Here is an 18,134-nt window from a genome sequence, read left to right as displayed (position 1 = left end):
GACGGCCGTGGGACCGCTCACGGAGGGAGGCTCTGTTCCGCCCAGATCGTTTTGCCCTCCGTTGTCTGGCGGGTGCCCCAGGCGTTGGTGAGCTGGGCGACCAGGAGCAGGCCGCGGCCGCCTTCGTCGAAGGTGCGGGCGCGGCGCATGTGGGGTGCGGTGCCACTGGCGTCGGACACTTCGCAGATGAGGTTTCGGTCATGGATCAGGCGCAGATGTAGGGGTGGGGCGCCGTATCGGATGGCGTTGGTGACGAGTTCGCTGACGACCAGTTCGGTGACGAAGCCTGCGTCGTCCAGTCCCCAGGCCGCCAGTTGGGCGGTGGCGTCCTTTCGGGTTCGGGCGACGGCTGCCGGCTCGGCGGGTATTTCCCAGGTGGCGACGCGGTCGGTGTCCAGTGCTTTGGTGCGGGCGATGAGGAGGGCGATGTCGTCGGAGGGGCGGTCGGGCAGCAGGGCTGCCAGTACGGCGTCGCACAGGTTGTCCAGGGGAGCGGACGGGTGGGCGAGGGTCTGGCAGAGCAGGGACAGGCCGGCGTCGATGTCGTATTGGCGGGCAAGTCGCCCAGCGGGAACGGTCCGGGGCCGCGCGTCGCATGCCGACGTTCAGGGCACGCGGGCCGCTACCGCCAACCGGGTGATGCGCACATGTGGGCGCGAAGCGACCCGTCTTCACTCCTGCGTGCCCCCCTGTCACGCGTATGCCCCAAGCGCCCCCGCAAACGCTTGCTTGAGCTACGTGCACCTGGGGATGGTCGCGATCAAAGATCCACCACAGCACTGCGAGAGGTCTTCGGTGATCAAGACCGACACGACGCCCGCCGCTCCTGGAGCGCTCCCCCTCATCGGCCACGCGGGCCGACTGGCACGCGACCGGTTGGGCTTCCTCGAAGACCTGCGCTCACTGGGGCCGGTCGTGCGGATCCGGCTGGGGCGCACCCCCGTCCACGTGGTCAGCGCTCCCGAACTCGTCCAGCGGATGCTGGTGGCCGGCAACGGAGTGGAGTTCGACAAGGGCGGCCCGTTCTTCGACCAGGCCGCCCGGCTCGTGGGCGACGGTCTGTCCACCTCGCTCGCCGGGCCGCACCGCCCGATGCGCGCCTTGCTGCGGCCGGTGTTCGCCCGCCAGCAACTGCCCCACCACACCGAGCGGTTCCGCGACTGCGCCCTGGAGGTGTCCTCGACCTGGCAGTCCGGACAGGTCATCGACGCGTACACGGAGATGAAGCGCTTCGCGGTCACCGTCCTGGCCCGGACCCTCTTCCTCGCCCCCGAGGACCGGCAGGCCGTCGAGGCCGTCCAGCGCAACGTGCCGCTGATGCTCTCCGCCCTGACGACCCACATGATGGTGCCGGGCAGCAACCGGCTGCCGACCCTCGAGAACCTGCGCTACGTACGGGCCACCCGGACCACCCGGGAGGCGGTCGGCGCGATGATCCGGCGGCGCATGAGCGACCACACCGACCACCACGACCTGATGTCGGCGCTGGTGCCCCCCGACAGACCGGTGGCCCACACCGAACAGGAGGTGTTCGACCAGGTCATCACGTTCTTCATCGGCGGCACCGAGACCATGGCGGGGCTGCTGTCCTGGACCATGCACCTGCTGACGCGCCACCCGAGCGAGTACGAGCGGCTGGAGGCCGAACTGTCCGAGGTGCTGGGCGACCGCCCCGTCACCTACCAGGATCTGCCCCGGCTGACCCATATGAAGCGGGTGATCAACGAGTCGCTGCGACTGCACCCTCCCGTATGGCTGCTCAGCCGCGTCGCCCTCGTCGACACCGAGCTGGGCGGTCACCCTCTGCCCGCCGGCGCGGGTGTGCTGTTCAGCCCCTACGCCCTCCACCGGGACCCCGACGTGTTCGCCGAGCCCGGGCGGTTCGATCCCGACCGTTGGCTCGACGAACGGGTGGGGCGCCGCCAGCGGGAGGCGTTCATTCCCTTCGGCGCGGGCGCCCGCAGGTGCATCGGCGACGCGTTCGGGCTCGCGGAGGCGCAGGTCGCGCTCGCGGTGCTGCTTCGCCAGTGGCGGGTACGGGCGGTGGCCGGCGGCAGGGTCGAGCCGCAGCTGCGTATGACCATGCGGCCGCAGGGGGTGCGACTCGTCCTCGACAGGCGTGCGGACTGAACGGGCGCGCCCCTGATGGACGAGGCCGTCGGCGGATGGGCGGCCTGCTGGAAGCCGCTCGGCCCTCGCCGGGCTGCGGCCCTCAGTCCTCGCCGGGCTGCCTGACGGCCTTTGCCTTCCCTCGCCCCACCTGCGTCCGCACCGCGCCCATGCTCGCGGCGATGACCAGGGCGATCGCCAGAGCCTGTACGGCGGACAGGGCCTGGTCGAGGATGAGGAAGCCGGCGGTGGCGGCGAGGGCCGGCTCCAGGCTCATCAGGACGGCGAAGGTCGCTGCGGGCAGGCGGCGTAGGGCGAGGAGTTCGAGGGTGTAGGGGAGGACCGAGGAGAGGATGGCCACGGCCGCGCCCAGTCCGAGGGTCACCGGGTCGGTGAGCTTCATGCCCGATTCGGCGATGCCCAAGGGGAGGAAGAGTACGGCGCCCACCGCCATCGCGAGGGCCAGCCCGTCGGCCTGCGGGAAGCGTCGGCCCGTACGGGCGCTGAAGATGATGTAGGCCGCCCACATGGCGCCGGCCCCCAGGGCAAAAGCGACACCTATGGGGTCGAGGCTGCCGAAGCCTCCGCCGCCGAGGAGCAAGACACCGGCCAGGGCGAGTCCGGCCCACAGGACGTTGATCGCGCGACGCGAGGACAGGACGGAGAGGGCGAGCGGGCCGAGCACCTCGAGGGTGACCGCGGGGCCGAGCGGGATGCGGGCGACCGACTGGTAGAAGAGGCCGTTCATCGCGGCCATGGTGATGCCGAAGACGATCACCGTGCCCCAGTCGGTGCGGGAGTGGCCGCGCAGGCGGGGCCGGCAGACCAGCATCAGGACGAGGGCGGCCGCGAGGAGGCGCAGGGTCACGACACCGAGCGCGCCCGCCCTCGGCATCAGGGTCACGGCCAGCGCACCGCCGAACTGCACGGAGACACCACCGGCGAGGACCAGGCCGACGGGGCCGAGGGAGCCCCAGCGGTGCGGGGCGCCGGCCGTCGGCTCGGGGACGGCCCGGGTGCGGGTCGGCGCGGGCGTTGCGGCGGCGTCAGGGGTGCTCACGGGCGTTCCAGGGCTCGACTCGGGGGCTTCAATTCGTTCATCGTGCTGTACTGCCTAGTCCAGGGTATTGGACATCGTCAGGTGTGTGAAGCCATTACGCCACTGTCCCAGAGTGCGGTCGAGCGAATTCCCGGGGTCGGGCGGACTACCGCCGCGCCATGTACAGGTCCAGCGCCTTGTGCAGCAGCCGGTTGAGCGGGAAGTCCCACTCCCCGAGGTACTCGACGGCCTCGCCGCCGGCGCCCACCTTGAACCGCAGCAGACCGAGGAGGTGGTTGGACTCCTCCAGCGTGTCGGTGATGCCGCGGAAGTCGTAGACGGCGGCGCCGAGTTCGTGGGCGTCGCACATCATGCGCCACTGCATGGCGTTGTTGGGCTGGACCTCACGCTTGCGGCCGGTGGAGGCGCCGTAGGAGTACCAGACATGGTCGCCGACGGTGATCATGGTGGCGGCGGCGAGGGTGTCGCCGTCGTGGTGGGCGAGGTAGAGCCGCATGCGGTCGGGGTGTTCGGCGGTCAGCGCGGTCCACATGCGCTGGAAGTAGGGCAGGGGGCGGGGGATGAAACGGTCCCGCTCGGCGGTCTCGGCGTAGAGGTCGTAGAAGACGGGCAGGTCCTCGTAGCCGCCCCGCACGACCTTCACGCCGGCCTTCTCGGCCTTCTTGATGTTGCGCCGCCACTGCTGGTTGAGGCCGCGCTGGATGTCGTCCAGGGTCCGCCCGGCGAACGGCACCTGGCAGACGTAACGCGGCTGGCCTGCGGCGAAGCCCTCCTCGCCGCCGGGCTCGGCCTGCCGCCAGCCGGACCGCCGCAGCCGCTCGGCGATGTCGGACGCGCCCCGCTCCGACGACGTCGGCTCCGCGTCCCGCAGTCGCCTGGCCGCCGGATCGGCGATGGCCGCCTTCACCGCCTCGGCGCTCCAGCGGCGGGCGACGACGGGCGGGCCCATCTTCACGGAGAAGGCGCCCTTGCCCCTGAGGTACGCGAGCATCGGCGCCAGCCACCGCTCGGCGAGGTCGGGCGCGTGCCAGTCGATCAGCGGCCCCTCGGGCAGATACGCCAGGTACTTCCTCAGCTTCGGCAACGGGCGGTACAGCACGAGCCCCGCCCCGACCGGCCGCCCCTCCGCGTCGAACCAGCCCACGCTCTCCGCGGTCCAGTCCGGCTTCACATCGCCCCAGGAGGGGAGCTGCGTATGGCTGGCGGAGGAGCGGGCCGCGACGAAGGCGAGGTGCTGGTCGCGGGTGAGGGGCTGCAGGCGGAGGGGCGGCTGAGACACGGGCGGGGCTCCTTGTGGGCGGCCGGGTGTGGCCCCTTGTGGGCGGCCGGGTGGGGCCAGCCTATGAAGCCACCTTCTGCCGGGACGTCATGGACGCGCACCACATGGATGCACACCATATGGACGCCCACCACATGGGCGCCCACCACCGGGCGCGCACCACATCACCACCGTCACTCGTCTCCCGCCGCCCCGGCCGCCCTCCCTTCCGTCCCGTCCGCCGACTCCTGCGCCGGCGCATCCGCCAGCAGCTCCGCCAGCACCTCCGCAAGATGCCGCCCCCGCACCCCGGCCAGCTGCTCCAGCTGCGTCCGGCAGGAGAACCCGTCCGCCAGCACCACAGCCCCCGCCCCCGCTCCCCGCACCGCCGGCAGCAACTGCTCCTCCGCGCACGCCGCCGACACCTCGAAGTGCCCTTTCTCGAACCCGAAGTTGCCCGCGAGACCGCAACACCCGCCGCTCAGTTCCCCGGTGAGCCCCGCGGCCTCACGCAGCACGCGGTCGGCCGTGTCCCCCAGTACCGCGTGCTGATGGCAGTGGGTCTGCCCGACCACCGGCCGGTCCACGCGGGGCGGCGTCCAGTCGGGCGCCAGGCGCTCCAGCGTCTCCGCGAAGGTCAGGACGCGGTCGGCCAGGAGGCGGGCACGTGGGTCGTCGTGCAGCAGCTCCGGCAGGTCCGCGCGGAGGGCCGCCGCGCAGCTCGGCTCCAGGACGACCACCGGGGCGGCCGTCTCCAGCACCGGTTCCATGAGGTCGAGCGTGCGCCGCAGCACCGAACGGGCGCGGTCGAGCTGCCCCGTCGAGAGGTACGTCAACCCGCAGCAGACCCGACCCCGGCCCCGTAGGAGGGACACCGGGTCCAGCGGCACCGTCGTACCGTCGCCCTCCGGCGGCCTCTTCAGCCGCACCGTCGGCGGCAGCGCCACCCGCAGCCCCGCCGCCTCCAGCACCCGTACGGCCGCCTGCCCCACGGACGGCGAGAGGTGCTCGGTGAACGTGTCCGGCCACAGGATGACCAGGTCGCCGCCGCCCTCGCCGCCGCCACCGACGGCCATCTGCTCACGCCTCCGCTCCCACCACCCGCTGAACGTCCGCGTCGCCAACCGCGGAATGTCCCGCTCCGGCGCGATCCCGCCGAGCCGTTTCGCCGCCCGGGCCAAGGGCCGTACGGCGGCCAGGGCATTGACCAGGGACGCCGTACGCGTGCGTGCCACCGCGCGCAGCCACTGTGGCAGTCGCCCCATGCTGTAGTGCGCGGCCGGGCGTCGGCGGCCCTCGTAGTGGTGGTGCAGGAACTCCGCCTTGTACGTGGCCATGTCGACCTCGACCGGGCAGTCGGACCGGCACCCCTTGCAGGACAGGCACAGGTCCAGCGCGTCCCGCACTTCCGTCGAGCGCCATCCGTCGGTCACCAGTTCCCCGGCCAGCATCTCGTGCAGCAGCCGGGCACGCCCGCGCGTGGAGTGCTCCTCCTCGCCGGTCGCGCGGAACGAGGGGCACATGACGGAAGAGCCGGACACCGACGTCGTACGGCACTTGGCGACCCCGACGCACCGCCGTACGGCCGCCGAGAAGTCGCCGCCGTCGGCCGGGTAGCCGAAGGCCACGTCCACCGGTTTGCGGGGCAGGACGGAGAAGCGGAGGTTCGAGTCGAGGGGGGCCGGGCGCACCAGCATGCCCGGGTTGAGCAGGTCGTCCGGGTCCCAGACGCCCTTGGCCCGCTCGAACAGCCCGACCATCTCCGTGCCGTACATCTTCGGCAGCAGCTCCGCGCGCGCCTGCCCGTCCCCGTGCTCCCCGGACAGCGAACCGCCGTGCGCGACGACGACCTCGGCGAGTTCCTCCGAGAACCGCCGGAAGCGGCCGATGCCCGCCTCGGTCATCAGGTCGAAGTCGATACGGACGTGGATGCAGCCGTCGCCGAAGTGCCCGTACGGCGTGCCGCGCAGCCCGTGCTCGGTCAACAGCGCGCGGAAGTCCCGCAGGTAGGCCCCCAGCCGCTGCGGCGGCACCGCGCAGTCCTCCCAGCCGGGCCACGCCTCTCCCCCACTCTCGGCTTCGCTCGAGCGGGAGGTGCCCCCACCGTCCGGCATCCTGGTCGCCGTACCGCTCGCGTCCTCCCGGATGCGCCACAGCGCCCGTTGCCCGTCCGGATCGGTCACGACCAGCGCGTCGACGACATCGGCCGCCCGCACGACCGCCTCCGCACGCGCGCGTGCCTCACCCTCGGACTCCCCGCCCGTCTCGACGAACAGCCAGGCGCCGCCCGCCGGCAGCGAGGTCGGCGAGGGCACCAGGTCGACCGCCATGCCCTCCACCGTCAACGGCCCGTAAGGCAGCAGTCCGGCGGCCGCCTCCGCCGCCGCGCTCTCGTCGGCGTACGCCAGCACGGCGAGCGCACGCGCGCGGGGCGCCCGAACCAGCCGTACGGTCGCCTCGGTGAGGATCCCCAGGGTGCCCTCGCTGCCGCAGAAGGAACGGGCGACATCGGCGCCCTTCTCGGGCAGCAGGGCGTCGAGCGCGTATCCGGAGATACGGCGGGGCAGTTCGGGGAAGCCGGTGCGCAGCCGCGCCAGGTCCCCTTCCACCAGGTCCCGCAGCCCCTGCGGCGCTCCGGCCCACTCCCGCCCGAGCCGCGACCGCTCCCCTCGCGCGGTGATCACGTCCAGCTCCCGCACGCTGTCGGCGGTCGTCCCCCACGCCACCGAGTGCGAGCCGCACGAGTTGTTGCCGATCATTCCGCCGAGCGTGCACCGGCTGTGGGTGGAGGGGTCGGGGCCGAAGCGGAGCCCGTGCGGGGCGGCGGCGTCCTGGAGGCGGTCGAGGACGAGTCCGGGCTGGACGACGGCGGTGCGGGCCTCCGGGTCCAGGGACACGAGCCGGTTCATGTGGCGGGTGAAGTCCAGCACGATGCCGATGCCGGTGGCCTGACCGGCGATGGATGTGCCTCCGCCGCGGGCCACGACCGGCACCATGTGGTCGCGGCACACCTCCAGTACGGCAGCCACGTCATCGGCATCATGTGGTGCGACCACACCCAGGGGGACGCGTCGGTAGTTGGACGCGTCCATAGTGGTGAGCGCCCGGGAGGTGACGTCGAACCCGATCTCGCCCCGGACGACCTTGCGCAGCTCCGCCTCAAGTTCCGACATACGTCCACTACACCAGCCCGTCCGGCGTTTGAGGACAAGGCCCCTCAAGGGCCGAAGCGGGGGTCTGGGGGCGGCGGCCCCCAGCTCCGACGCCAGCCGAAACGCCGTCTCACCCGACGGACGAGGTTTCACCGAGGTTTCCAGAAACAGCTACGCTCCCCCCGTGGCTGAGATCCAGATTCCCGCTGACATCAAGCCCGCCGACGGACGTTTCGGCGCGGGCCCCTCCAAGGTGCGGACGGAAGCGCTGGACGCGCTGGCCGCCACCGGAACCTCCCTCCTCGGTACCTCCCACCGCCAGGCCCCGGTCAAGAACCTGGTCGGCCAGGTGCGCGAGGGCATCAGCGAGCTGTTCCAGCTCCCCGAGGGCTACGAGGTCGTCCTCGGCAACGGCGGCTCGACGGCCTTCTGGGACATCGCGACGCACGGCCTGATCGAGAACAAGTCGCAGCACCTCACCTTCGGTGAGTTCAGCTCGAAGTTCGCCAAGGCCGCCAAGCTCGCCCCGTGGCTCGCCGACCCGGACGTCATCTCCACCGACCCGGGCACGCACCCCGAGCCGGTCGCCCAGGCGGGCGTCGACGTCTACGCCTTCACGCACAACGAGACCTCCACCGGCGTCGCCATGCCGATCAAGCGTGTGGCCGGTGCCGACGAGGGCGCCCTGGTCCTGGTCGACGCCACCTCCGGCGCCGGCGGCCTGCCCGTCGACATCGCCGAGACCGACGTCTACTACTTCGCCCCGCAGAAGTCCTTCGCCTCCGACGGCGGCCTGTGGATCGGCGTCTTCTCCCCGGCCGCGATCGAGCGCGCCGAGCGCGTCCACGCGTCCGGCCGCCACATCCCGGAGTTCTTCAGCCTGCCCACGGCGATCGACAACTCCCGCAAGAACCAGACGTACAACACCCCGGCCCTCGCCACCCTCTTCCTGCTCAACCAGCAGCTGGAGTGGATCAACGGCCAGGGCGGCCTGGACTGGTCGGTCCGCCGCACGGCCACCTCCGCCCGCGCCCTGTACGGCTGGGCCGAGGACATCAAGTACGCCAACCCGTTCGTCACCGACCCGGCCAAGCGGTCCCAGGTCATCGGCACGATCGACTTCACGGACGAGATCGACGCCGCCGCCGTCGCCAAGGTCCTGCGCGCCAACGGCATCGTCGACACCGAGCCCTACCGCAAGCTCGGCCGCAACCAGCTCCGCGTCGCGATGTTCCCGGCGATCGACCCGGCGGACGTCGAGGCGCTGACGAAGTGCATCGACTACGTGATCGAGAAGCTCTGACCTCGACACCCGTACGACAGCGAAGGGCGCCCTGCGATGGTCCGCAGGGCGCCCTTCGTGTGCGCTGTGCGCCTACGCGAGCTGCCGGACGAAGGCCTGCCAGCTGTCGCGGGAGACGGTGAGCAGGGGACCGTCCTGCTGCTTGCTGTCGCGGACGGCTCGGCCGCCGGGGGTGGTGTCGGCGACCTCGACGCAGTTGGTCTCCGGCTGGGAGTACGACGACTTCCAGAAGGGGCTTACAACCTCGGTCACGATGCGTCTTCCTTCAAGCTCCGCAGTATGCCCCGGATGAGCTTCGCGCTCGCCTCCGGTGCCAGTGCCGACGATCGTAGTAGGTCGTACATATTGGCGTAAGCGGTGAGGTCTTCGGGGTTTTCGAGGACCGATGCCCCTCTCAGGTTCTCCAGGCTCACCGCTTCGACCACCGGCTCGGAGTCGAAGCTGAAGGCGGAGAAGTCGGACGTCACGGCTCCCAGTACGCCTGCGCTGTACGGCAGCACTCGCACGGTGACGTTCTTCCGCTTGCCGACCTCAAGGATTGCGGCCAGCTGCTCCCGATGGATCTCGACGCTCACCAACGGGTGTGCGATGACCGATTCCCAGAGGATGGCGGAGTACGTCGCCCCACCCTCCTCGATCTTGGCCTGCCGACTCTCGCGCACCTTCCCCAACTGGGCCGAGCGTTCCCGCGCGGCCGGCTATCGCTTGCCGTTTCCGCAGGACGAGGAGTGCTGGTCGGCCGCCCTCCCCTCGCAGGGGCCGCTCTGGGAGACCTCCGACGACGTGGTACGGCCGTACGTCCTCAGAGCTTGATGCTGCGGCGGACGCGGGCGATCACCTGCTGGGCGTCGGCGCCGTAGACGGCCGACTCGGCGAAGGTGTCCCAGACGCGACGGTAGAGAGCGATCGTTTCGGCGTCGTCGAGCCAGAGTTCGGCGTGCCAGTCCTCGACGACGACCAGCCGGTCGTCCAGCATGCAGAAGGAGTTACCGAGCGCCAGGGACAGGTTGGTATCCAGCGGCAGGATTCCCATGCGCACGGTGTCCATGCCCACCACGCCGAGCAGGCGATCGAGTTGGGCCACCAGTACCTCCGGTGGGCAGATGCGAGCCCACAGCACGCTCTCGTGCATGAGCAAATTCAACCGTTTGCCCGGCCGGTACAGCCACTCCTGCCGTTTCATGCGGGCTCGCACCGCGGCTTCCGTGTCCCGTGGCGCATTCTGGAGTGCGGAGTGACCCTCGAAGACGTACCGAGCGTAATCGGCTGTCTGGAGCATTCCGCTGATAGCGGCGTTGCTCAACATGTGCATGGCCTGGGCCTCGGAGACGAGAGTGTTCCAGGTCTCCTGGACCGGCCCGTGGCCTTCCGCGAGCTGTCGCCGCCAGGAGCGGATGTGGCTCTCGAAGCCCTTCAGACGGGCACGCAGTTCCGGGAACACGGCAGGCTGCCCCACGGCCTCGGTCCATGCTCGAAGGTCGTCGTCCGTGGGGGTCTGTCTACCTTTCTCCAGCTTGCTGACCTTCGACTGCGGCCACCCCAGCCGCTGGGCCAGTTCGGTACCGGTGAGCCGGCCATCGGGGCTCTCGACGCGCAGCTCCCGAAGCCTGCGGCCCAGTTCCGCGCGCGCCCTCTGATAGTCCGTGCTCACCGGTACCCGTTCATGCTCCTACGCGTCGCCGTGCATCTCCGCCGTGAACTGCTTCCACGGTACGGCGTGGTGCCAAGCAGCATCCCGGATCACGGCGCAACGCACCACCTCTGCCGGTTCCGTGATGAGGTCGACGTGGGTGAGCTGGTCGTCGTCATCGAACCGGAGAAGCGCGATGAGGCGGCTGTCGAACAGCCAGAAGTCCTCGGCGGGCAGGCGGAGTCGTTCCGCGTCGGCACGCCACATGTTGCGGATGTCCTCACCGGTCGCGATGTTCCACCTGGCACCATCGAGGAGGTAGCGCTGGCCGGTCGTGGCAGGCTGGTCCACGAGCCGCACCCGCTCGACACGCTTTCCCTGTGCGGTCTGCGCACGGATCGTGTCGCGGAACGCCTTGGCCGGCGAGCCTTCCGGCCAGTCCTCCACGACGCTGCCGGCCTCGATGAACGCGTCCCAGCGGTCGCTTGCCTCGTCACTCGCGTACCGCCGACGGGTCTCCAAGCGCCATGCCGTGTGCTCGAACTTGCCGAACAAGTCGCCGAACTCGTCCAGATCGATCGTCCGCACCTGCCGAGTCGCCTCCTTCGGCGCCCAGTCCACTAGCAGTTCACGAGGTACCACGACCGCAACCTCTCCATCCGAGAGGTGCTGAAGCTGCGCCACATCTCCGTCGTCGGTGAGCGGAGGCCCATGCACGATGATCTCCCCGCTGTCCAAGTCCTCGTGCAGGGACGGGCACCCGCCGACGTCGCTGCCCGTCCCGTTGAACCGCAACCTACGCGCCATGAACGACAACTCCCTTGGCTCTCGACGATGTTGCGGACCCAGCCTGCCGCTCTCTCTGAGTGAATGCCCATGCATCCAGAGTGACCGCACGAGAATAACGGCGAATATTCTCCCGTTGCTCTCTTCGACCCACCTACGGTCATCCCCGAAGCCACACCAACCCGGGGAGGCGCCCCATGACAACGCAGTTGCCCAGCGGCGTCGACGCGTGGTGCCGCGAACTGGCGCCAGCTGCTCGCCTGCAAGCAGTCCGGTGACATCCCGCAGGCCGCGCGCCACGCCACGGAAATCCGGGATCACGGCTCTGGCGTGCACGAAAAGCCCTAGGCCGGGCGCCGACGCCCGCCCCACTCCCCCCTCGAACAGGAAGGTGCAGCAATGCTGAACGAAAACGACCTGTACGCACTCGACATCAACGACGCCTCATTCGTGAAGGCTTGCGGAGGCCCCTGCAGCGAGGGGTGCGTGACCCTTGCCCGGATCGGCGACGACGCCTGGGCGCTCGGTGACAGCAAACGGCCGGACGCACAGCCCCTCCGCTTCTCCACGGAGGAACTGGCCGTGGCCGGCATCGACCCCGCGCGCTTCGGCCTGTCCGTCTGAGACACCCCTCCCACAGCCGGTCCTGGTTCGGGGCAGCCACGACCGGGACCGGCTGACTCGCACACGTCGACACCGAACCCGAACGGGACAACCCGTGCACCACCACGGCTACCTGTGGACCGGCCCAAAGGCCCGCTTCGACCAGGAGGCACTGCGGCGGCCGCCCCACCCCGAGCCGCCGCCGGCAGATAGCCGACCGGAACTGGTCCAGCGATACCGCGAGGTCGCCGCAGCGTTCCCCACCTCGGATCTGCCACCGCTGGAAACGGCGTACTGGCTCGTCAAACCACGCTCGCTGGTCCGTGGCACATGGCCGGACCCCTGGGCGGCGGCGGCATGGCTCAGTGACCGGTTGACCGAGTACGCGCCCCGGTTCGCTTCCCCGGCCCAGCGCGAGGTCCGTCACCTCACCGGCCTCGTGACCTCCGCCGGCGAGCGGCTGGCATCAGGCAGCGACGTGTCACTCGGCTTCTACCTCGAACACCCTTCATACCTGTCCCTGGCCGTGGTGATGTGCGACCCGAGTCATGAGCTCCGCAGCCTTCCGTGCCCGCTGGAAAGATGAGGGGCGCATAGGGCCTGACCTGCGGGATTTACGTCGGATGCAAATTCCGGGCCGGTCGAGTCTGGGTATCCGTGACATTGTCCGGGGCGCTCGTCGGCGGCGCCCGTCGCGGGCGCCCCGTCCGAGCCCTCCGTCGCGGGCGCCCCGTCCGACCAGCACTGCGGCGCCGGCGGCGTCCGCGAAGATCACGCAGGTCGACCGGTCCGACGGGTCCACCCAGGCCGACATCTTGTCCGAGCCGATCACCAGCGCGCCCCGGGCGGACCCCGCGCGCAGCGCGTCGGCGACACCGGCCAGCGCGTAGGAGAACCCGGCGCAGCCCGCGTTGATGTCGTAGGCCCCGGGCGCCTCGATGCCCAGCCGGTGTGCGACGCCGGGCGCCGCGACCGGGATCTGGGTCTCCTGGGTGCAGGTCGCCACGACCACCAGGTCGATCTCGTCGGACGGCAGTCCACTGGCGGCCAGTGCCTTCGCTCCGGCGTGGACGGCCATGTCCGTCACCGACTCCTGCGGAGCCGCGATGTGCCGGCGGGCGACCCCGACGCGGCTGCGGATCCACTCGTCGCTGGTGTCCACCCGGGCGGCGAGTTCCTCGTTGGTGACCACCCGCTCGGGCTGGTAGTGGCCGAACGCCAGGATCCGCGGCCCCGTCGCCGTCCGTCGTGTCTGTGCGCTCATCGATGCGCTCATCGATGCACCTGGCAAGTGATCATCTCGGCACGTCTCCCCGTTCGTCGTTCCTCGTGTCGACCGATGCGCCGGTCGACGTGTTGTTCGACGTGCTTCAGCCTCGCCGCGGGGAAGAGCCACGAGCAATATCACCGATGCCCAGACCGGTGTATGCAGGAACGGCCGCTCCATGACCGGGAACGCCATGAGCTCCACGGAGTCGGGGAGACGATCGCCGCGTCCGGTGGGCGCCCACCGACCCTGGTCGTCCTCCACAGCACGCTGCTCCTCGGGCACAGCGAAGCCCTCCGCTCCATGGACGAGAGCGGCTTCTCCGGGCCGGTGATGACCAGGCTGGAGCACCACGGGAAGCGGCTGCTGGACATCAGCGAGGAGATGGTCGGCCTCATCGCGGACGGGTATGCGGAACACCGCCGCGCCCGTCACGACGGTGGCGGGCATCATCGGCCGATCGACGCCCTGTGCACCCTCATCACCGAGCCGACCCAGTCATGGCGGCGCTCCTACCTGACCAAGCTGGTCCTGGAGAGCGAGCTGGACTCGTTCTTCCCCGCGTCCATCGCCGTGACCCGCGGCCACCTCTTGGAGCACACCGAGGCCACGACTCTCCGGATCGGCCGGTCCGTCGAGGTGATAGCCGCCCCGATCCCGGCTCCGGAGCCACGCACACTGCTGTTGTGCCCCGCCGGCGACATCGTTGCCTTCACCAAGTGGCTGCGCAGGACCGTCACCTCCACCACCGTGTACACCCGGGCCGTCACCTTCGAGGAGGCACCGGCCCGTTACACCGCGACCTGCGAGGTCCTCCCCCTCGGCGACTCGATCGACCAGGACGACCGGGTCATCGACGCCAAGAGGCTGCTGTGGCACCGCATGCTCGCGAACCAGCAGGTCGACTACGTCAGTGACTACGTCGAAGAGGTCATCGGCCCCATCCTGCGGCTCCCGGAGGGCCAACGGACCTCTCTGCTGGAAACCCTGCGGTCCCTGGACCGGCACGACGGATCCGTCCGTGCTGTCGCCGCCGCCCTCAACATCCACGAGAAGACGGTCCGGCACCGCACCGGCCGCATCGAGAGCCTCACCGGCCTGAACGCCCTCAGCAGAGCCCACTGGCCGCTGCTCCACCGCGCGGCACAGCTGTGCGCCATGTTCCCCGCGATCCTCGAACTGTGGGACTCCTTGTTCTGAGAACCCGGGCCCAGGGGCAGGCGCCCGGCGCACACCGGGCGCCTTCTCCCACGTCGCTTCTCTCACGTCCCCACGCAGCTCACGACCGGCACCCCACCACCCCCAGGCGCGCCCCCGAACCCGAATCTCGCCGAACCTCCCGCCGCGACCGCCCCGTTGTGACCCGCGTCGGTCGCCGTGACCGTGGACCCGGTCTGGGTGTACGACGCGTTCCACATGGACGTGACCTGCTGGGACCCGCTCCAGGTCCAGGTCACCTTCCAGGAGGCGAGCGGCGTGGTCCCCGTGTTGGTGACCTTCACCTCGGCATTGAAGCCGCCGCCCCAGTCGCTGCTGACGGTGTAGGCGGCGCTGCAGGTGGCCGTGCCCCCGCCCGGGTCGGGATCACCCCCGCCTCCGCTCCCCGGAAATCCCGGTGCCTTGATGCCCGCCAGATACCCGTCCTTCACGGTGTCCACGGTCGACCAGTCGTCCTTCAGGATCCCGCCCGTGTCACCGGAGTTGGGGTTCCAGGACCAGAACGTCCAGTGGAACGAGTCCGCCCCGTACGCCGACGTCGACCGCAGATACGTCACCAGCGCGGCCAGCCACTTCTGGTCCACCGTCGACTGGAGCGTCGTACCGAACTCGCCGAGCCACACGGGGGCGATGTTCTGCTTGAAGATGTAGCCCCAGTACCTGTCCCAGACGCCCGGCATGTTGTCCGGGAAGGCCGGGTCGCTGAACCAGGGCTGCTGGGCCACGCTGGTGGCGTAGTCGTGGGCCGAGTACACGAGCCGGTTCGGGACGTCGAGCTGGACCGGGTACTGGGCCACGCCCATGAGGTTGCCGCCCCACCAGCCGTTGACGCCGTCGTACGACTGGACGCCCTCGACCATGATCAGCAGCTCGGGGTTGACGGACAGGACGGCGTTCCCGGCCCGTTGCGCGGCGAGGCGCCAGTCGCGGGTCGTGTCGCCGCAGCCCCAACAGGCGGGGTCGTGCGGCTCGTTGTGCAGGTCGATGCCGATGACGGTGCTGTCGCCTTTGTAGCGCTGCGCCAGTGCCTTGAGGTTGGCGATCCACCTCGATTCCGGCACCGCGCTCGTGTACCAGAGCGCCGACTGCCCGCCCGCGTCCGGTCGGTGCCGGTCCAGGACGATCTTCAGGCCGGCCTGACCGGCGTACGCCACGATCTTGTCCATCACCTGCAACGACGTCAGCCCTTGCAGATCGGCGTTCTTGCCGTCGGCGAAGTTGATGCTGTCCGGCATGGTGCCGGCCTTGAGGATGTCGTCGCTGAAGGGCAGGCGGAGGGTGTTGTAGCCCAGCGATCGCATCTGGTCGAGCATGCTCTTGTAGTCGCGGGCCCACAGGCCGTGGACGACGTGGTTGCCTGTCTCGAAGCCGAACCAGTTGATCCCGGCGATACGGACCGGCTGCCCGGCCGCGTCCAGGATCTGCCGGCCGCTGGTGTGCCAGTATCCGGCGCCGGCCTCGGCGGCCGGTACGGCGCCGGGCTCCGCCGCGTGGGCGGTCTGCGCACCGGCCCCCAGCGGTAACAGAAGCGCCGCCGCGGCGGCACACAGCGCTCTTCGCAAGCTGCGGAACATGTCGCTGCTTCCTCTCGGGAGGCGCGGGCCGGAACCGGTGGGAGCGCTCCCACATCCCGCACCTCCCATGGAAGTCAGGTCACTTGGACACGTCAAGGACTAGGGCCTGTCGTCAAATTCCCGTCGTCCGCCCGAAGGGCGGGCCGCGCGGCGTCAGGTGCGTGCTCTCGGCGTGCCGCGCGGAAGCCCTCGTAGCGGAGCTACTTGGGCTTTCGCGCGGTGCGGCGAGTGGGGGTGCCCCCTCTGGGGGAGCGTGCATGGCGTCGCGCGGCAGGCGGGAATTTGACGACAGGGCCTAGGGCGTCACCGGCTCAGTTTCTGGAACCTGCGCACCGCGAGCGGCAGGAAGATCGCCGTCAGGATCACCGGCCACACCCCCGCCATCAGCAGCGCGTGCTGCTCGACCCAGGAGTCCCCGGCCACAGCCGCGCCCGGCACCCCGAACAGCTCACGAGTGGCCGCGGCCGTGGAGGAGATCGGGTTCCAGGCCGCCACCCAGCCGAGCCAGTCGGGCATCAGCTGCGGCGCGACGAAGATGCTGGAGATCATCGTGAGCGGGAAGGCGACGGCGAACAGACCGCCCGCGGCCTCCGGGTTGGGGACCAGCAGGCCCAGCCACACCCCGATCCAGATCAGCGCGAACCGCAGCCACAGCAGCAGCCCGAAGGCGCCCAGGAAGCCGAGGCCGCCGTCCGGGCGCCAGCCCATCGCGAAGGCCGTCAGCATCATGATCGCCAACTCCGCGCAGGCGGTGAGCAGATCGGTGATCCCGCGTCCGGCGACCACCGCGGAGGAGGCCATCGGCATGGAGCGGAAACGGTCGATGACACCCTTCGTGGAGTCGTAGACGACGAGCGTGGCGGTGTTGATGAAGCCGAACGCCATCGTCATCACGAACATGCCCGGCATCAGGAAGTCCTTGTAGTCCCCGCCGCCGGGCACCTTCATCGCGCTGCCGAAGACATAGCCGTAGAGCAGCACGGACAGGATCGGGAAGCCCAACTGCCAGGCGATGTTGACCGGTTGGCGCTGGTAGTGGGTCAGGCCGCGGCGGACGATGTTCCAGACGTCGGCGAGGGTCCAGTACAGGCGGCCGCGGGTGGCCGGGACGGTCAGGTCTACGGCGGTCATGCGACGGCCCCCTTCTCGGTCTTGTCGGTCTTCTCGGTGCGGTGTCCGGTCAGGCGCAGGAAGACGTCGTCGAGGCTCGGCCTGCGCAGCCCGATGTCCTCGACCTGGACGCCCTCGTCCTGCAGCGTCCGCGCGACCTCGGTCAGCGCGGACACCCGGTCGACCACGGGCGCGTGCACCCGCGACTCGCCCTCCTCCGTCTCGGGTTCGCCGTCCGAGACACGGGCGACCACCTTCACCACGCGCGGGATGTCGGACGGCTCGGCGACGACGACCTCGATGCGGTCGCCGCCGACGAGGTTCTTCAGCCCGTCCGGGGTGTCGTCGGCGATGGCGCGGCCCTGGTCGATGACGGTGATGCGCGAGGCCAGCTTGTCGGCCTCCTCCAGGTACTGCGTGGTCAGCAGCACGGTCGTACCGCCCGCCACCAACGCCCGTACGGACTCCCATACTTCGCCCCGGCTACGGGGGTCGAGTCCCGTCGTCGGCTCGTCGAGGAAGAGGACGGCCGGGGCGAGGATCATCGAGGCGGCGAGGTCGAGGCGGCGCCGCATACCGCCGCTGTACTTGCCGACGCCCTTGTCGGCGGCGTCGGCCAGGTCGAACTGCTCCAGGAGCTCCGCGGCGCGCACCTTCGCCCGCTTGCCGCCCAGGTGGAAGAGGCGGCCGAACATCTCCAGGTTCTGCCGGCCGGTGAGCACCTCGTCCACGGCCGCGTACTGCCCGGTGAGCCCGATGCGCGCCCGCACCTCGCGCGGCTGCCGGGCCACGTCGAGACCGGCCACCGTCGCCCGGCCGCCGTCCAGCCTGATCAGCGTGGACAGGATGCGTACGGCGGTGGTCTTGCCGGCGCCGTTCGGGCCGAGCAGGCCGTGCACCGTGCCCGCGCGGACGGCCAGGTCGAAGCCGCCGAGGGCGCGCTTCTCGCCGTAGCGCTTCTCCAGACCCTCGGCCCGGACCGCGTATCCGTCGTTCCCCTCGCTTCCCTCACCCATGGGGACCCCCTTTCGTTAACTGAGTACACCGTACCCGATTGCGCGTAC

The 18,134-nt window shown here is 70.4% G+C and carries 16 protein-coding genes and 1 pseudogene; 5 read left to right on the top strand and 12 right to left on the bottom strand.

From position 1 onward, the window contains the following. Window positions 1-17: 17 nt before the first annotated feature. Window positions 18-545 (bottom strand): annotated as a pseudogene (locus QQM39_RS25080) (ATP-binding protein); the annotation flags it as partial. 250 nt (window positions 546-795) lie between these two features. Between QQM39_RS25080 and QQM39_RS25075 the strand changes: the two are divergent. Then, window positions 796-2,130 (top strand): cytochrome P450, encoded by a 1,335-nt coding sequence (locus QQM39_RS25075; RefSeq protein ID WP_301999781.1) that lies wholly within the window; start codon window positions 796-798, stop codon window positions 2,128-2,130. Between the two features lie 82 nt (window positions 2,131-2,212). Here the strand turns inward: QQM39_RS25075 and QQM39_RS25070 are convergent, their stop codons facing one another. The 3 genes from QQM39_RS25070 to QQM39_RS25060 all read right to left on the bottom strand — a co-directional run bounded on the left by QQM39_RS25070 (window position 2,213) and on the right by QQM39_RS25060 (window position 7,600). Continuing rightward, window positions 2,213-3,169, bottom strand: a complete 957-nt coding sequence (locus QQM39_RS25070; RefSeq protein WP_301999780.1) for a DMT family transporter — start codon at window positions 3,167-3,169, stop codon at window positions 2,213-2,215. Between the two features lie 145 nt (window positions 3,170-3,314). Continuing rightward, window positions 3,315-4,448 carry a peptidoglycan bridge formation glycyltransferase FemA/FemB family protein gene (locus QQM39_RS25065; protein ID WP_301999779.1) on the bottom strand — a complete coding sequence of 378 codons (1,134 nt, stop codon included), beginning with the start codon at window positions 4,446-4,448 and terminating at the stop codon, window positions 3,315-3,317. A gap of 173 nt (window positions 4,449-4,621) precedes the next feature. Beyond that, window positions 4,622-7,600 carry an FAD-binding and (Fe-S)-binding domain-containing protein gene (locus QQM39_RS25060; protein WP_301999778.1) on the bottom strand — a complete coding sequence of 993 codons (2,979 nt, stop codon included), beginning with the start codon at window positions 7,598-7,600 and terminating at the stop codon, window positions 4,622-4,624. Between the two features lie 163 nt (window positions 7,601-7,763). On the opposite strand from QQM39_RS25060, the gene serC reads away from it, so the two are divergent. After that, complete coding sequence (gene serC / locus QQM39_RS25055) at window positions 7,764-8,882, top strand: phosphoserine transaminase (RefSeq protein ID WP_301999777.1); 1,119 nt, start codon at window positions 7,764-7,766, stop codon at window positions 8,880-8,882. Window positions 8,883-8,954: 72 nt separating this feature from the next. Here the strand turns inward: serC and QQM39_RS25050 are convergent, their stop codons facing one another. From QQM39_RS25050 to QQM39_RS25035, 4 genes are all read right to left on the bottom strand, one after another. After that, entirely contained in the window at window positions 8,955-9,134 is a 180-nt protein-coding gene (locus QQM39_RS25050) for a DUF397 domain-containing protein (protein WP_301999776.1), read from the bottom strand. Further along, the gene (locus QQM39_RS25045) at window positions 9,131-9,553 is read right to left on the bottom strand and encodes a DUF5753 domain-containing protein (protein WP_367669070.1); all 423 of its coding nucleotides are present in this window, start codon (window positions 9,551-9,553) and stop codon (window positions 9,131-9,133) included. The genes QQM39_RS25050 and QQM39_RS25045 overlap by 4 nt, the downstream gene beginning before the upstream one ends. Window positions 9,554-9,684: 131 nt before the next feature. Then, window positions 9,685-10,533: a helix-turn-helix transcriptional regulator gene (locus tag QQM39_RS25040; RefSeq protein ID WP_301999775.1), complete on the bottom strand. Its 849-nt coding sequence runs from the start codon at window positions 10,531-10,533 to the stop codon at window positions 9,685-9,687. Window positions 10,534-10,551: 18 nt separating this feature from the next. Then, window positions 10,552-11,319, bottom strand: coding sequence for a DUF6879 family protein (locus QQM39_RS25035; protein WP_302003714.1), 768 nt, complete (start codon window positions 11,317-11,319; stop codon window positions 10,552-10,554). Between the two features lie 378 nt (window positions 11,320-11,697). Here QQM39_RS25035 and QQM39_RS25030 point away from each other — a divergent pair, with 378 nt between their 5' ends. Together QQM39_RS25030 and QQM39_RS25025 are read left to right on the top strand one after the other, a co-directional pair. Beyond that, entirely contained in the window at window positions 11,698-11,922 is a 225-nt protein-coding gene (locus tag QQM39_RS25030) for a DUF397 domain-containing protein (RefSeq protein ID WP_301999774.1), read from the top strand. A 94-nt stretch (window positions 11,923-12,016) separates the two neighbouring features. Further along, window positions 12,017-12,487 carry a hypothetical protein gene (locus tag QQM39_RS25025; protein WP_301999773.1) on the top strand — a complete coding sequence of 157 codons (471 nt, stop codon included), beginning with the start codon at window positions 12,017-12,019 and terminating at the stop codon, window positions 12,485-12,487. On the opposite strand, the gene QQM39_RS25020 is transcribed toward QQM39_RS25025, so the two are convergent. Then, entirely contained in the window at window positions 12,410-13,165 is a 756-nt protein-coding gene (locus QQM39_RS25020) for a hypothetical protein (RefSeq protein ID WP_301999772.1), read from the bottom strand. The genes QQM39_RS25025 and QQM39_RS25020 overlap by 78 nt on opposite strands. Window positions 13,166-13,327: 162 nt before the next feature. Here QQM39_RS25020 and QQM39_RS25015 point away from each other — a divergent pair, with 162 nt between their 5' ends. Then, on the top strand, window positions 13,328-14,368 hold the full coding sequence (locus QQM39_RS25015; protein ID WP_301999771.1) for a helix-turn-helix domain-containing protein: 1,041 nt from the start codon (window positions 13,328-13,330) through the stop codon (window positions 14,366-14,368). A 62-nt stretch (window positions 14,369-14,430) separates the two neighbouring features. On the opposite strand, the gene QQM39_RS25010 is transcribed toward QQM39_RS25015, so the two are convergent. From QQM39_RS25010 to QQM39_RS25000, 3 genes are all read right to left on the bottom strand, one after another. After that, the gene (locus QQM39_RS25010; protein WP_301999770.1) at window positions 14,431-15,960 is read right to left on the bottom strand and encodes a cellulase family glycosylhydrolase; all 1,530 of its coding nucleotides are present in this window, start codon (window positions 15,958-15,960) and stop codon (window positions 14,431-14,433) included. 303 nt (window positions 15,961-16,263) lie between these two features. Continuing rightward, a complete protein-coding gene (locus tag QQM39_RS25005) occupies window positions 16,264-17,091 on the bottom strand; it encodes an ABC transporter permease (protein ID WP_301999769.1) in 828 nt (275 codons plus the stop codon). Beyond that, window positions 17,088-18,086, bottom strand: a complete 999-nt coding sequence (locus QQM39_RS25000; protein ID WP_301999768.1) for an ATP-binding cassette domain-containing protein — start codon at window positions 18,084-18,086, stop codon at window positions 17,088-17,090. The genes QQM39_RS25005 and QQM39_RS25000 overlap by 4 nt, the downstream gene beginning before the upstream one ends. Window positions 18,087-18,134 lie beyond the last annotated feature (48 nt).

It is taken from the genome of Streptomyces sp. DT2A-34 (assembly GCF_030499515.1).
GTDB lineage: Bacteria > Actinomycetota > Actinomycetes > Streptomycetales > Streptomycetaceae > Streptomyces.
This window is presented reverse-complemented; position numbering and strand designations above follow the sequence as displayed.